16 protein-coding genes and 1 other annotated feature are annotated in these 14,925 nt (G+C 39.0%); of the genes, 4 read left to right on the top strand and 12 right to left on the bottom strand.

Going from position 1 to position 14,925, the window contains the following annotated elements:
* Nucleotides 1-49: 49 nt before the first annotated feature.
* The 7 genes from JOC83_RS12045 to JOC83_RS12015 all read right to left on the bottom strand — a co-directional run bounded on the left by JOC83_RS12045 (nt 50) and on the right by JOC83_RS12015 (nt 6,501).
* Nucleotides 50-1,267 carry an MFS transporter gene (locus tag JOC83_RS12045; protein ID WP_205187555.1) on the bottom strand — a complete coding sequence of 406 codons (1,218 nt, stop codon included), beginning with the start codon at nt 1,265-1,267 and terminating at the stop codon, nt 50-52.
* A gap of 75 nt (nt 1,268-1,342) precedes the next feature.
* Nucleotides 1,343-1,596: a binding site (T-box leader), on the bottom strand.
* A 54-nt stretch (nt 1,597-1,650) separates the two neighbouring features.
* Nucleotides 1,651-2,448 (bottom strand): SDR family NAD(P)-dependent oxidoreductase, encoded by a 798-nt coding sequence (locus JOC83_RS12040; RefSeq protein WP_205187554.1) that lies wholly within the window; start codon nt 2,446-2,448, stop codon nt 1,651-1,653.
* Between the two features lie 12 nt (nt 2,449-2,460).
* Nucleotides 2,461-2,853 carry a MaoC/PaaZ C-terminal domain-containing protein gene (locus tag JOC83_RS12035; RefSeq protein WP_205187553.1) on the bottom strand — a complete coding sequence of 131 codons (393 nt, stop codon included), beginning with the start codon at nt 2,851-2,853 and terminating at the stop codon, nt 2,461-2,463.
* A gap of 2 nt (nt 2,854-2,855) precedes the next feature.
* Entirely contained in the window at nt 2,856-3,230 is a 375-nt protein-coding gene (locus tag JOC83_RS12030; RefSeq protein ID WP_205187552.1) for an FAS1-like dehydratase domain-containing protein, read from the bottom strand.
* Nucleotides 3,231-3,243: 13 nt separating this feature from the next.
* The gene (locus tag JOC83_RS12025) at nt 3,244-4,386 is read right to left on the bottom strand and encodes an acetyl-CoA C-acyltransferase (protein ID WP_205187551.1); all 1,143 of its coding nucleotides are present in this window, start codon (nt 4,384-4,386) and stop codon (nt 3,244-3,246) included.
* Nucleotides 4,371-5,819, bottom strand: coding sequence for an AMP-binding protein (locus JOC83_RS12020; protein ID WP_205187550.1), 1,449 nt, complete (start codon nt 5,817-5,819; stop codon nt 4,371-4,373). The genes JOC83_RS12025 and JOC83_RS12020 overlap by 16 nt, the downstream gene beginning before the upstream one ends.
* A 103-nt stretch (nt 5,820-5,922) precedes the next feature.
* On the bottom strand, nt 5,923-6,501 hold the full coding sequence (locus tag JOC83_RS12015; protein WP_205187549.1) for a biotin transporter BioY: 579 nt from the start codon (nt 6,499-6,501) through the stop codon (nt 5,923-5,925).
* A 173-nt stretch (nt 6,502-6,674) separates the two neighbouring features.
* Here JOC83_RS12015 and JOC83_RS12010 point away from each other — a divergent pair, with 173 nt between their 5' ends.
* The 3 genes from JOC83_RS12010 (at nt 6,675) to yppF (ending at nt 8,848) form a co-directional block, all read left to right on the top strand.
* Complete coding sequence (locus JOC83_RS12010) at nt 6,675-7,199, top strand: cupin domain-containing protein (protein ID WP_205187548.1); 525 nt, start codon at nt 6,675-6,677, stop codon at nt 7,197-7,199.
* 133 nt (nt 7,200-7,332) lie between these two features.
* A complete protein-coding gene (locus JOC83_RS12005; RefSeq protein WP_205187547.1) occupies nt 7,333-8,355 on the top strand; it encodes an LLM class flavin-dependent oxidoreductase in 1,023 nt (340 codons plus the stop codon).
* A 271-nt stretch (nt 8,356-8,626) separates the two neighbouring features.
* Nucleotides 8,627-8,848: a YppF family protein gene (yppF, locus tag JOC83_RS12000; RefSeq protein WP_205187546.1), complete on the top strand. Its 222-nt coding sequence runs from the start codon at nt 8,627-8,629 to the stop codon at nt 8,846-8,848.
* Between the two features lie 279 nt (nt 8,849-9,127).
* Here yppF and JOC83_RS11995 read toward each other — a convergent pair whose 3' ends face one another.
* The 3 genes from JOC83_RS11995 to JOC83_RS11985 all read right to left on the bottom strand — a co-directional run bounded on the left by JOC83_RS11995 (nt 9,128) and on the right by JOC83_RS11985 (nt 12,102).
* The gene (locus JOC83_RS11995) at nt 9,128-9,511 is read right to left on the bottom strand and encodes a DUF302 domain-containing protein (protein WP_205187545.1); all 384 of its coding nucleotides are present in this window, start codon (nt 9,509-9,511) and stop codon (nt 9,128-9,130) included.
* A 130-nt stretch (nt 9,512-9,641) separates the two neighbouring features.
* A complete protein-coding gene (locus tag JOC83_RS11990; RefSeq protein ID WP_205187544.1) occupies nt 9,642-10,880 on the bottom strand; it encodes a Zn-dependent hydrolase in 1,239 nt (412 codons plus the stop codon).
* Between the two features lie 295 nt (nt 10,881-11,175).
* Nucleotides 11,176-12,102: an alpha/beta hydrolase gene (locus tag JOC83_RS11985; protein WP_205187543.1), complete on the bottom strand. Its 927-nt coding sequence runs from the start codon at nt 12,100-12,102 to the stop codon at nt 11,176-11,178.
* Nucleotides 12,103-12,247: 145 nt separating this feature from the next.
* Here JOC83_RS11985 and JOC83_RS11980 point away from each other — a divergent pair, with 145 nt between their 5' ends.
* Entirely contained in the window at nt 12,248-12,829 is a 582-nt protein-coding gene (locus tag JOC83_RS11980) for an exonuclease domain-containing protein (protein ID WP_205187542.1), read from the top strand.
* A gap of 68 nt (nt 12,830-12,897) precedes the next feature.
* On the opposite strand, the gene JOC83_RS11975 is transcribed toward JOC83_RS11980, so the two are convergent.
* On the bottom strand, nt 12,898-13,461 hold the full coding sequence (locus JOC83_RS11975) for a GNAT family N-acetyltransferase (RefSeq protein WP_205187541.1): 564 nt from the start codon (nt 13,459-13,461) through the stop codon (nt 12,898-12,900).
* Nucleotides 13,462-13,588: 127 nt separating this feature from the next.
* Nucleotides 13,589-14,764 carry an S-layer homology domain-containing protein gene (locus tag JOC83_RS11970; protein ID WP_205187540.1) on the bottom strand — a complete coding sequence of 392 codons (1,176 nt, stop codon included), beginning with the start codon at nt 14,762-14,764 and terminating at the stop codon, nt 13,589-13,591.
* Nucleotides 14,765-14,925 lie beyond the last annotated feature (161 nt).

Genomic DNA, 14,925 nt, shown 5'->3' with positions numbered 1-14,925 from the left:
TTTGTTGATAAGGTTTTTATAACATCAAGATAAGATGAGAAAGAATGATCTATATGTTTAACTGATTTGAACAAGATTTTTCCGGTGTTCCAGCAGTCATTAAAAAGCAAAGAGCAATGGCTGCGATCATCATGATCATAGATCCACTCATCACAATAAATTGTAGCGGCATGATATGCGTTGCAGCTCCAGCTAGTATAGTCATCAAGATGATGCATATAGCTTCAAGGAATCCATAAATACTTCCTATTCTCCCCATCACATAAACCGGTATGTTTTTTTGATAAAATGTGAGAAACCCTGTATTTGCAAATGCAAGGGCGAAGGCAAGTACAAAAACGCCTATAATTCCCATTGTAAATGTAGTCGAAAACGCAAAGAGCAAATACCCTGCTGCTACAAAAACCGTTCCACCTCCCATTAGGAAAGACGTAGATAGTTTGTGTACGATGAATGTGTTTACTAGCGCGCCTACCATCATCCCAGCCCCTGCAATGCTGACGAGAAATCCGTACTCACTGTTTGAAAGATGTAACACTTCTTTTGCAAAAGCGACCTCTAACGAATCAACAGCACTTGCCATCACCATGACAATCCAACTAAATAAAAAGTAAACAAGCATGACATGGACAAAAGAACGACTATACGTACGAACGACCTGCCAATCTTCTTTAATGAGTGCGAATGAAAATACATGATTACTCATACGTAGCTCTTCTTCAACATTTGGCATAAACAGCGTTATGATTCCTGAAAGAAAAAGCGCAACAGCATTCACGTAAATAGCAAATGTAGGAGGGCCGGTTAGAAACAAAAGTCCTGCGATAGCAGGCCCCATTAAAAAGCCACCTGAATTAATAAAGCTATGAAACGAATTAAAACGTTTCTTCTGATCATCTGGAATAAGTCGCGTAACATAGGTCATTGAGGTTGGACGAAACATCGCACTAGCCATACTGATAAAAAAGACAAGCATGTAAATCATCATAAGAGATGATAACATGGGTAGTAACGCAAGTAAGATTGCTCGGAAGATATCAAGACCCATCATTAAATAACGCTTATTCAAACGGTCGATGATACTACCCGCCCACCCGTTTGTACATAATGTAGCGAAAGGTTTTATTAAATAGAGAGCAACGACCGCTAATGGTGAGTTCGTCATCTCTAAAATCATTAAGTTTAATGCAAGTAAATAGATCCATTCCCCAAGATTAGAAATACCAATACTACCTAATAAAAGAAGCGGATACTTCCACAATTTCACGTTCAAACGACCTCCTCTTTTCATTCCTTTTTTACAATTGAACAAATAAAAAAATCTCACCCCCAAGACGAATGCCTTGGGGGCGAGATTTTCTATAATCGCGGTGCCACCCCAGTTTATTAATATGTCACCATATTAATCTTATTAGGTACGGCCTAATTGGCTTATACCTTTGCTCGATAACAGGAGCTCCTGTCACACAATCCCCAATAGTGGTTCCCATGTGCTGCTCTGAGGCTTGGTTCGGTGAATGATTTTTACTCCTTTTCAGCAACCGGAGCTCTCTTTAAAAAATCTTCTTCACGTACTCTTCTCTTCATTGCATTTATTTACAATATATTACCACCAAAGACGATCGATTGTAAATAATGGAATTTCCTTTTTTAAATGGAAAAGCCCGTGAAGTTAAAAGATTCATAGCGTAGTGGATGCCAACGCCCAATCTTTTTTCCGTTCACACTAAAAATTTGACCTGTAAGAGTTGGATCTTGAACTTGTAAAAGGTCACGAACAAATAATGCGACTTCATCCGCACTCCCAATATTCCAATAATCTTCCAGTTCTATCCCTTGTTCGTTGGCTTTTTTCATTGCTGCTTCAACAAATGGTCGGGTCATGTCTGTTAAGGCAGCGGGTGCAATGGCATTAACAACAATTTTATCTCGAGCTAATTCTTTGGCAAGCGTCCACGTCATGCCAAGAATGCCTGCTTTTGCAGCACTGTAGTTTAGTTGTCCGATTGTTCCTTCAAGTCCAGCAGTAGACGTCATATTAAGAATGTGACCACCGCTTTGTTGTTTTTTCACTTGTTTAATAAATGGTTGAGTCGAAGCAAACGTTCCCTTTAGGTGGCTGTTAATCACATCATCCCATTCTTGTTCACTCATTTTATGCGACATCCGATCGTGTACCACACCAGCATTATTGATGAGAACATTTACGCTTCCGAAATGACGAACCGCTTCTAAGACAAGACGCTCTCCTGTTTCTATGTGTTCAACTCCCCCAGAAACTCCAATCGCTTTTCCTCCACACGCTTTTATGTCAGCTACGACTTCCTCAACAGATTGTTCCGTTCTCCCATTTATGACAACTAACGCTCCTTCGCTAGCCAACAGCTGCGCAATGCTTTTACCGATTCCTTTCGTTGAGCCTGTAATAATGACTACACGATTGTTCATCGTACCCTCTCCTTATGCTACAAAGCGTATGATGCACGTACCTTCAAATACTATTTTATCGGTCGCACCTGTAAATTTAATCACAGCATGTTCATTCGTCTTTTCGAATACCGTTCCGCTTATATGTAACGTCTCACCTACGATGAGAGGAGCCGTAAAACGAGTTTGATAAGAAGTAATCATACGATTTTCATTTAAATAAGGTGCTAAAAGCCTCGTGCTAATACCCATTCCCAGCATTCCATGTGCAATTTTATCCGGAAACCCCACTTTTACTGCTGCTTCTTTTTGAAGATGAATGGGGTTGTAGTCACCTGAAACTTCCGCATATTGCTCCACCATTTGCTCGGTTACTTCAATTGAAAAGCTCGATGCTAATTCTTCATTTATTTGCAAAGTCGTCATATTCACTTACCTCCCATCACAATGATTGTTGAAATGCTCTCACATATTAGCTGCTCATCGCTTTTCACTTCTAACACGTGCTCTAAAAATTGCATAGAACCTTTTGTTCGTGCTCTATTTACTCTCACTTGACATTGATATGTTTGACCAATAGCAAGTGGCTGATGAGTCACAAACGATTGCTCGCCGTGAACGAGTGTCCCTACGTTATGAAGCCAAGGTGTATCAAGTTTATGCCAAAAAATAAACGGCATCGTAACAGGTATGTATAATGATTCTGAATCAGCACCAATCGCTTTTAAATAGTCTTTTACCATTTCCTCTGTGACCGTTACATTTACGACCTCTGACTTTTTTCCTTCTAACAGCTGAGTCATGCTAATTTCCCCCTTAAACTCTTTCTAGTAAAGTGGCTACCCCTAAGCCACCACCAATTCCTAATGTTGCAAGTCCTCTTTTGGCACCTGTTCGTTTCATTTCTGCACATAACCTTGTAACTAAAATGGCCCCGGAAGCGCCATAAGGATGACCGAGCGCAAGTGCCCCTCCTCCAAGATTAAGCTTGTTTTCTGGAATGTGAAGTGCACGAATTGAGGCAAGTACTTGTGATGCAAAGGCTTCATTAAATTCAAAAACATCAATGTCTTCAATAGAATAATTTGTACGCTTCAATAATTTTTGAACGGCTGGAATCGGACCAACACCAAGTATATTCGGGTCTACACCGGCACTGGTTGCGTCCACAAACCTAGCCAAAGGTGATAAGCCGAGCTCTTTACACTTTTCCACTGACATAATGAGAACAAGTGCTGCTCCATCATTAATTGGACAAGCATTTCCTGCCGTGACGGTTCCACCTTCTTGAAATACTGGCTGTAAGCTTGCTAGCTTTTCCTTGCTCGTTTGCTGTCTTGGACACTCATCTTTTGCTATGCCATTTACAGACACTATTTCCTCTTGGAACCTTCCTGTTTGTTGAGCATGTATAGCTTTTTGATGACTATTAAGAGCATACGTATCTTGATCATCTCTTGTAATACGAAACTGTTTGGCGACATTTTCAGCCGCAACTCCCATATCAGGATCGCCAATGAAATCAGGTGAAAAGCGTGCTCGTGTAAAAAGAGCAGGACCACCGGGATGATAGAGTGAAGAAGGTTTCGCTATTTTCCAAGGTGCTAAGCTACTGCTTTCTACACCTCCTGCCAGCACAATATCTGCTGCACCTGATTGAATCAGACGGAGCGACATATTAATTGCTTCAAGTCCTGATCCACATTGACGATCAATCGTAACACCTGGAACAGTAACCGATAACCCTGCTTGAAGAGCTGCTAATCTAGCTAAATTTCCACCTGGCCCAACCGCATTCCCAAGTACAACTTCATCAATGGAGGCTGGGTGAAGTTTACAATCTTGAAGAATGTGTCGAATAAGCGTAGCGGCAAGTTCTTCTGGTGGTATATCTTTAAACATGCCCCCTACTTTTCCAACGGCTGTTCGTTTAGCCGTTACAATCACTGCTTCTCGCACGACTTTTCACCTCTTATCAATTGTTGTACCTCTTTTCTGGCGATTTTTCCGCTTGATGTATATGGAAACTCTTTAACTTCGATAAATGATCGTGGACATTTAAAGGAAGAAAGTTCACTTCGACAATGTGTCTTTAACGCATCGATAGAGACGTTCCTTCCATCTTTCCATTTGAGAATGGCCACTAGCTTTTCGCCCCAGTACGGGTCAGATTCACTCATGACCACGACTTCATCCACCTCATCTACTTGTTGTATGACAGCTTCTACTTCTTCCGGGTAAATGTTTAGTCCACCACTAATAATCATGTTTTTTTCGCGCCCTACTAATGTAATAAAACCTTCTTCATCTTGATAAGCGAGATCTCCAACCGTGGCAACGTCACCTCGAAACACGTCTTTTGTTGCCATCGGCTCATTCACGTAGCCGCTAAATACAAACGGACTTTTCACACAAAGAGTTCCAATCTCTCCTACTGAAACGTTGCGCTGATTCTCGTCTACTAGATAGATTTCGACACCAGGAAACGGTTTTCCTACACTACTTGGCTTCTTTTGCCCATCTTCATTGCTGAGATATGTAATAAAGCTTAGTTCGGACGCTCCATAAAATTCAATTAAGCTCGAATAAGGAAGTTGTTTTTTCAGTTGGTCTTTTAGCTCTGGTGTACACTTCGCACCTGACGAAATAATCGTTAATGCATTGGTAAGTTGTTTATCTTTTTTGCTCAATACCGTTGCGATAGAATGGATCATCGTTGGAACGACGTACATTGCAGAGATAGGCTCACTCTCTACTAATCTTATAACCCTTTCCGGTTCAAACGTTTTCGTTACGTAAAGGGTTGCCCCTAGATGAATCGCATGAACGGCCGCAAAAAGCGATAACGAATGACATAATGGTCCTGGCACATAGAATGTATCGTCTTTTGATAATTGAAATACTTTTTCCACTGATTGAAAGCTTGATACCCACGAGCGATGGTTTCGCATAAATCCTTTTGGTTTTCCTGTTGAACCCGATGTATAACCAATGTAAAAAAGAAATTCATCATCGGTATGCCACTCAAGCGAATAAGGTGCTGTTTCAAACTTGCATGGATAAAGGCTACACTTCCCACTAATGACGGCATCGGGCTGACATTCTTGTTCAACAAGTGTTCGCTCGTATTGACTCCACTTTGAATCAAACGGTATAGCAATCCATCCAAGCATTGTAACGGCAAAAAACACTTCGATAAAAGCCTCAGAGTTTCCAAGTGCAATCCCAATCTTGCGTTGCTTTTCTTTTCCAAATGTAGCTAAAAGGTGCTGCTGCATACCATGAATCGATGTATATAGCTCATGGTAAGTGATGCTCCGTTCTTCTGTTATGATGGCAGGATGGTTACTGCGATTTTTTATATGCATGGAAAAAGTTTGTCCAATAGTCATGTTGCTACGACTCCCTTTATAATGATTAAATGTTCTAATTTTTCATTTGAACCTATTTCTTTATACAAAAAGGCGCATCCATTTCGATACGCCTTTTGCTTCTTTATGCTACTTTTATATGAGATGTGTTTGATGTCGATTTTGGTTGAATAAGTGGATAGCTCTTTTGAATTCGTAAAGCAATGATTCCTGATAAAACAGCTTTCGCTATATCCCCTGGAATATATGTTAGAGCAGAGACAGCTGCTTGCATCCATGTTAGATCTGCTACAAATGATAAATAGGTAATTCCACAAGCATAGACAACAAGAACGCCTCCGATAAGGTTGAATACAACCATTCTCCAAAGCTTTAATTGATGCCACGATTTTTCAACTAAGAACCCAATAACAAATGCAGCGATTGGCCAGCTCAGCACATAACCTCCGCTTGGTCCAATTAATATACCTAATCCACCGCGTCCACCTGAAAGTACTGGTGCACCAACTGCAACAAGTAAAACAAACAACCCTAAACTCATCCCGCCTAAACGTGCACCTAATACAGCACCCGCAAGCATCACGCCAAAGGTTTGCGCCGTAATGGGTACAGGTGTAAATGGAAGAGCAATAGGTGGTAGTAATCCAAGCGCTGCGACTAAGGCAGCAAATAGTGATACATACATCATTTCTTTAAGTTTCATTATGCGTTACCCCTCTTAGAATGTTCTATTTTATTCTAAATTATCAGAAAAACTCAACTTTTGTCAACTTCATATTTTTAAAGGTTTACTATTAATTTCAATTAAATCCTTCGTTTACAAAAAGAAAAAAAGGGGAATTATTGGTTAAGGACTAATAAATTGGGAGAGATTTGATGAATCAATGTAAAATCACAACTTATTACTTTAAGGATGATGGTGCAATCCCTAATAACGGCAAGCTTCCTGTTCTTGTCTATCATCAAGTATTTGCTCATTGTCCAAAAGAAGTTGAATATGTATTTAACCGCCATAACTGGCGAAACAGCTGGATAAACGGAGTATTTGATTACCATCACTTCCACAGCAATGTACATGAAGTACTCGGCGTTGTGAATGGATCAGCCACCATTCAACTTGGGGGTGAACATGGCCAATGTGTCGAATTCTCGACCGGTGACGTTGTTGTATTACCAGCTGGAACTGGTCATAAGATGATAAGTGCTACACCCAATTTCAAAGTAGTAGGCGCATATCCGAATGGGATGAATTATAACTTAAAAACTGGTAAAAAAGATGAATGGCCTCATGTCTTACATGAGATTCAACAAGTCATCCTCCCTAGCACAGATCCTGTATACGGGGCAAATGGACCGTTAGTGAACTATTGGAATCGAAATGAAACGATAACCAGGCATTAGTAGATGATGACCTGGTATTTTTATTGCTCATAAAAGCAAATTATTTTGACACTCGAAAGATCCTTGTTACAATAAAACTGTGCTTATAAAATATACTGTTTATGAATCATCATAATAAAAGGAAGATGAATGTATGACGACAAATGAAAAACAATTAAATGAGATTCTATTTTCTGTTTTAGATTTAGCTCCCGTTATTGAAGGAGCTACACCTGCAGATGCATTGCGAAATACACTTGATTTAGCTCAGCATGTTGAAAAATGGGGATACAACCGTTACTGGGTTGCTGAACATCACAATATGGCTGGCATTGCTAGTTCCGCTACCTCAGTTGTTATTGGACACGTAGCAGCCGGTACTTCTCGTATTCGTGTTGGCTCTGGTGGTATTATGCTTCCAAATCATGCCCCACTTGTAATTGCTGAGCAGTTTGGAACACTGGAAACATTATTCCCTGGTCGTATTGACCTTGGACTAGGGCGTGCTCCTGGTACAGATCAAGTAACGGCTCATGCGCTACGTCGTACGTTGCAAAGCGGTGCAGACGACTTTCCAGAACAACTTGAAGAACTAAGAACTTATTTTACACCGCCAGCAGAGGGAGAAAACCGCCGTGTTCGTGCCATTCCTGGTGAAGGACTAAAAGTGCCGATCTGGCTATTAGGCTCAAGTGGATTTAGCGCAAGATTATCCGCTCAGCTCGGCTTACCATTTGCATTTGCTAGTCACTTCTCTCCAGAGAATACGATACCAGCACTTGATTTATATCGTCGTTTCTTCCAACCATCTGATGAATTAGAAACACCACACGCAATGGTTGGTGTGAATGTCATTGCAGCGGATACAGATGAAGAAGCAAATCGATTGGCGACGTCTTTACAACAGCAATTCTTAAACTTAATTCGTAACACGCCAGGCTTACTAAAACCACCTGTAGACAGCATGGAAGGCCTCATGTCACCTTACGAAGAAGCCATTTTGCATAAACAATTAAGTACATCCATTATCGGAAGTAAAGAAACGGTCGAACGAAAGCTAAAAGAATTTGTGCAAGAAACAAAAGCAGATGAGCTTATGATTCATGGGCAAATTTATGATCACAAAGCTCGATTACGTTCGTTTGAAATTGTAAGTGAAATTATGCGCGCAAACTAAACAAAAAAGGAATCGAGCAATGGTTCGATTCCTTTTTTAAATGTTAAAGGATAAAAAATGTTCCCCGTCTTTTTTAAAAAAGGACAACATTTTAAAATCCGCCCAAGCAAATATCATGCCCCTCTCATATTCTACAATGGTGATTTTCCATTTCTAAAGATATTGTAATAAATTGTCTAGATGTTTAATGTAGATTTTTTATATTTTTATGTTATGATTTTGTAAACGCTTTCAATAGTTGTGCGGAAACTTATTAAATGGAGGGGTTACAATGTTAATAGAAGATTTTATTTTTCAATTTATTTTAATGAAAAAGCGACGTCCACTTCATACAAATGAATTACTGAGGTACTTACAAGCGTGTTACACACAAGGAGATGTAACAAAGTCAGACTATAAAAAGTTATTCATTGAACTTCAAAAACGGAAAGTAGAAGAACAAGTACCATTTATGCGCGATTGCAAGTTTTTTACGAGCATACAATCTCTGTGAGTTGTTAAAAGGCTTGGAATGATTAAGAAGTAGTAGAATACTGCTTCTTTTTTATCTCTTGTAAAAACGTAAACTTTTCATAGGAATATCTCCCTTATAATAACTTAGACTTATCTAACCCTCTTAAGACAAAGGCACTAACACATGAAAAGAGGCTAAATCAAAATGGTAAAAATCGTCCCATCTGACTCAGCCTTAAAATTAATGGATAGATAAGTAAGTCAACTTGCGTGAAAGAATTTTTTCATATGTAGTGACTTTTGGAATAACTTATTTTGTTTAAGCAAGCTTATCTATACAATGAATTAACCTTTTTTCAATATCCGCCCCAAGCTGTTCGAGCTTATCGTTTTCAAGCATATTCATTAAAGCCGTTGGTTTTGGCATTCCAACTTTTGTTTGGTCTCCTTCTTTGTATACAACCATTTTACAAGGTAAGAAATAGCTTACTAAACTTTCTTCTTCTAACACTCGCTTTGCTTCTTCTGGGTTACAAACTTCTAATACCACAAACTCCTTCTCAAATTCAAACCCTTTTTCTTGAAGCTTATCTTTTATATTGAATTGCCATAGCACTCCAAATTGCTCACTTTTTAGTGCTTCTTCTAATTTTGGAATCGTCTCTTCAACGGACATGGATACATCTTTCGTATAATGAAACATTTCTCATTCTCCTTTCTTGTAAATAAAAGATCCCTCAATTAGTGTGTTACCCTTTTTCCTTTCTTATAACCACCTTAAAGTATTAAAAAGAAAAAAAGAAAGCAGGTAAATTCCTACTTTCTTTTTCTCATTATACTTTCGCCAACATTCCCATCACTGTTTCTAGTAGAACATTGACGCCACGTTCACACTCTTCCCACGTTGTATATTCCTCTTCACAATGACTTTGTCCATTTTGACTAGGAACAAACACCATCGCACTTGGGATATAGCTTTGTAGAAACTGCGCATCATGCCCTGCGCCACTTACCATGCGCTTATACGAATAGCCAAGTGACTTTGTTGCCTCTTCTACTTGTTCAACCACACTTTGATCAAACCAAACGGTATCGCGCCCCCATAGCTTTGTTGCTTTGACACTGCAACCTTCTGTAATTGCCTCTGATCGAGTTAACGATTGAATAATATCTTCGACTTCTTCAATCACTTTTTCATCTTGATGTCTCGCTTCAAGTGAGAACACCACTTTATTTGGAATGACGGTATGAATATTTGGTGATACATTCATACGTCCCATTGTATATACAAGCTTGTCATCTAACACGCTTAATTTTTCACGTGCTTCTGCAAGTAAATCTGTTGCCACAAATAGGGCATCTTTCCTCATTGGCATTGGAGTAGTTCCAGCATGATTAGAAAGCCCGTTCACTTCTATGTCGTAGCACACCATTCCTAACACACATTCCACTACGCCAACGGAAAGCTTCTCTTGCTCAAGTACAGGACCTTGCTCAATATGTAGCTCCAAAAATGCCGTTGCATCTGTTAAACGATTGTCACTGTCACCATCATAGCCAATGTTCTTTAACGCTTCCTCAAATGTGATGCCTTCTGTATCCGTTTTTTTGATCATCACTTCTTTTGCAAACTTACCAGATAATACACCTGATGCCATCATTGAAGGCTCAAACCGCGCTCCTTCTTCATTCGTAATATTCACAATCGTAATCGGGATACGCGGCTTTACGTTGTTCTCAATAAGTGTACGCACGATTTCTAATCCTGCGACAACTCCTAAGATACCGTCAAATCGTCCACCCTTTTTTACAGAATCAATGTGTGAGCCAATCACAATGGGTGGTACATTTTCTGTTCCTTCTAATGTCGCATACATACAACCCATATCATCGATTTTGACAGACAGCCCTAACTCTTCACAGCAAGCTCGAAAGTGGTCACGCGCTAAACGATCTTCGTGCGACAATGCTAGTCGTGTCACACCATTATTGTCGGTACGCCCAAAATCAGCAAAGCGTTCTAATTCCTGCTTTAATCGTTCACCATTTACTAATAGTTTTTGCCGTTGCATCTAATCCACTCCTTCTCAACTAGTTCAGATTCGTTATGCATGTCTCGATGTCTTATTCCATAACTATGACAGAAACCATTCCATAACACCGCTTGTTTGTCAAAACATCTAGCATACTTTCCTACCATGAGAAATCTGTGAGTATATGGTGTTGTCGTAGAATTTGTACGAAATCACCGAATGAAATCGCTTTCAATAATAACTATTATACATAGAAGCATGAATTTCCTTTTGGTTTAGGAAATTCATGCTTATAAAAATTTGCTGTTGAGTTACAACATTTTAAGAATCTGGATTAGATGGCAACGTGCTGTTGAATCCAGCTAATAAGATCTTGAATGACTTCATCTCGATTTTGTTCATTGAGCATTTCATGACGTCCACCTTCGTAAAGTTTATAGGTGACACTTTGAACTCCTACCGACTGATACGTTTCATATAAATTCACAATCCCTTTTCCATACTCACTTACTGGGTCATCACTACCTCCAAAAAAATACATTGGAAGATGTAAAGGTGTATGTTTCATATTTTCCTGCTTATGAATGGTTTTTAGACCCCTTAAAAGATCATAAAAGAACGAAACGGGAAACACGTTACCACAATAAGGATCATCAATATAAGCTTGCACTTGATTCGCATCTCTTGTTAGCCAGTCAAATTCTGTTGTGATAGGTTTAAATCGGTTATTGTATGCGCCAAACATAAGGTGATCAAGTAGCTTACCATTTGCTTTTCTTCCTTTTAGGATCATAATGGATTTTGATAGTGCAACCCCAACATTTAAAAGGGACTTAGGTTTACCATTTGTTCCTGATAATAAAACAGCCGTAATGTCTTTATTGTAAAGTTGAATATAGCGTTGAGCTAAAAATGAACCCATGCTATGGCCGAATAAAAGAATGGGTGTCCTCGGATAATCCTGTTTTATAAGGTCTGTTAATTGCTTCATATCCTCCACCATATCATGAAATCCATCGTCATCACTCACGTATCCTAACTCTTCTATTGATAAAGCAGATTGTCCATGCCCTCGGTGATCGTTTGCATATACGACAAACCCTTCTTCTACTAGCTTTCTAGCAAAATAATCATATCGTAACGCCGTTTCATTCATTCCATGTGCGATTTGAACAATGCCTTTTATGTCTCGTTCTGGCATCCATTTGTAAACGTGAATGTTCAGTTTATCTTGGTTTTCAAACGTGAACTCTTTTCTCATCGTACTCCCCCCTCTATTCTTAACGATATGATTAAATCTTATTATATACGTTTCCTCTTATATATGTCGTTTAATAGAAAATAAGACATAGCCTATAAGAATATGATATCGTTAAGAGAGTAGCAGATAGAGAGGACGGGAAACGATGAATCTAGAAAGAAAACTCGCGGCGATTGTCGATATTGAAACGACAGGCTTAAGTCCGCACGAATGCGAGATGATTGAGGTAGCGATTGTGCTTTGCTCTTACGACGCACAATCAGGAGAAGTGATTGAACTTGTCGATGAATATGCAGGATTTAATATGCCTTCTACTCCCATTGCTTCATATATTACAAGATTAACGGGAATTACAAATGAAATGGTTCATAACCACCAATTAAATGATAAGAAAATCATGGAGTTATTTAATAAAGCAGATATCATAATTGCGCATAATGCTTCATTTGATCGTAGCTTTTTAATGACTCGATACCCTGAATTGATTGAAAAGAAATGGCACTGTTCCATGAGAGCCGTAAAGTGGAAAGACTACGGATTTTTCAATAAAAAACTAACCACGCTTCTTGACGCTCATCATATTAAAAGAGAGCATGCTCACCGTGCGATGGATGATGTAAAAGCAACGCTAGCTCTACTCACACATAAAAACCCAAACGGTAACCCGTACTTTTTAGAAGTAATGAATAAAGCCATGAGTAAGCCAAAAATAAAGGTGAATCGTTGATTTTCAGCGATTCACCTCTTGGTTAACGATTGACTTTACACCGGTTGGTCTTATGGATTTCCTTACACTTAGTTAATGATTTGTGAATACACACAAGTATCAATGAGCTCTCCTGTTTTTACACACTTACCATTCTGTCTTAAAATACCTTCTAATGTAAAACCTAACCGTTCAGCGACCCCTTGGCTTTTTACATTGCGTGAGTCACAGCGAATCTCAATTCGGCGTGCGTTCAATTCACGAATCGCAAAGTCGGTAATCCCTTTAGCCGCTTCCGTCATATATCCTTTTCCGCTAAAACGAGAGTTAATCCAATAACCAATCTCAAAGCGAGGAATGGACCAGTCAATGCGATGCAGGCCAGAGGATCCCACAAGCTCACCAGTTTCTTTTAAAAACACGAGAAATCGCAAGTCTTCTCTATTCAAAAACGCAATCTGCGCTTTTCGGATATCAAGAGTGATATCTTCCAATGTTTGCTCTTTTTGCGCAAAGATTAGCCATTCTTTTAAATCTGCATGTGATTCATTAACCGCCTCAAACACCGCATACTCATCTCCAGGCTTCGGCATACGAATAAGTAGTTTATCTGTTTCAAATTCAGTCGAAAAATCTAGTAGTAATGGATTCATTTGAACAACTCCTATGTAGAAAAATTAATTCCTTTAGGATTCTCGCCACTAATGTGATTCTCCTGCTTTCTTATAGAAGAAAAAAACCGTTCACTTTACTAAACATGGAACGGTTCAATTTGAAAGTCTATTGTTCTAGCAAGCGAAGAAGTTGTGTTTGTTTTCTAGTTGATGATATGTCAGCGTTACGCTCTTCTGCTGCTTCGTAGTGGTTACGCACATTCTTGAAGCTTGTTTGCTCCACTTTTTTAGCTTGATATAGGTTGGTTTCATCATTAAAGTACAGAACTGATGCATTTGTATTATACTCGTCATCATCTCTCACAGCAGCAGCGACTTGATAATGATCTTTCTCCCATAAAGCTGCATATTCTTCATAATCTTCTAGGTAGTTAATGGGTAAGCCTAGTTCAAGACTAGTAAATTCAACAAGTCCATCAAAGATTTGCTGCTTCTCTTCATCACCATAATAGCGCGTATCTTCAGGTGCATAATCAACTAAGATACCTGAAACACCACCATTTTCAAATAGATACCCAATGTATACATTTATATCAAATTTTCGAGTTTGAAAGATGAGTAAATCAGCTGTTTCTCCTATAAATTTGCTGTAGCCATTTTCAACACTTTTAACCCATTGCTTATTCATTCCCCATGCCACATTTCTCGTCACTGTTGTTTGCTGACGATAATGTGGATTAAGCGCGCGAGCCATGAAAGCAGAAAATTGTGCACGTGTTACTCGCTCTTTCGGCCTAAACGTACTATCTACATAGCCGGTTGTAATTTTATTCGCCGCTACTTTTGTAACATACGTATACGCCCAATAATTAGGCTGTACATCTAAAAAGTTCATATGATGCTGTCCACCTAATTTAAATCCGTTCGCAAGCGCCCGAGCCATTGATTCCCTTGAGATAGGGCTATCAGGATAAAAATAACTTCCCTTTGGAAAAATTCCTTGTTCCACGACAGCTGCAATCTCTTTATATGCATGGTAAGTGGTAGGGATATCTTTAAATCCTGGATTAGGCCTTCCATTTAGGTTTAATTTTAACGCACGAGCCATCATAATCGCTACTTGAGCATTTGTTACTTGATGATTCGGTCGAAATGTTTTGTCTTGATAACCTTTAATCACGCTATGTGAAATTAAATACGAAATTTCTTTATTTGCCCAATGAGTCGTCGGTACATCTTTAAAACCTGCAGCTGAGGCTGGACTGACTTGAACAAGCAATAGTGCTACTACAAAAACGCTCGCTAAAAACGGTTGAACACATTTTTTCATTGATTTCGGCATGTGTTTCTCCTCTTTTCATTGAATTAAAGGGCTATCACGTACCTCCTTCTCTATGTAACTTCCTATCTATTCCATCATACACGATTTATTTATCTAAAAATGGTTAATATGTTAAAAAAATACATTCATATTCAAGGATTTTTAAAGCATCTCATCCGCTT

The sequence above is a fragment of the Priestia iocasae genome (assembly GCF_016909075.1).
GTDB lineage: Bacteria > Bacillota > Bacilli > Bacillales > Bacillaceae_H > Priestia > Priestia iocasae.
This window is presented reverse-complemented; position numbering and strand designations above follow the sequence as displayed.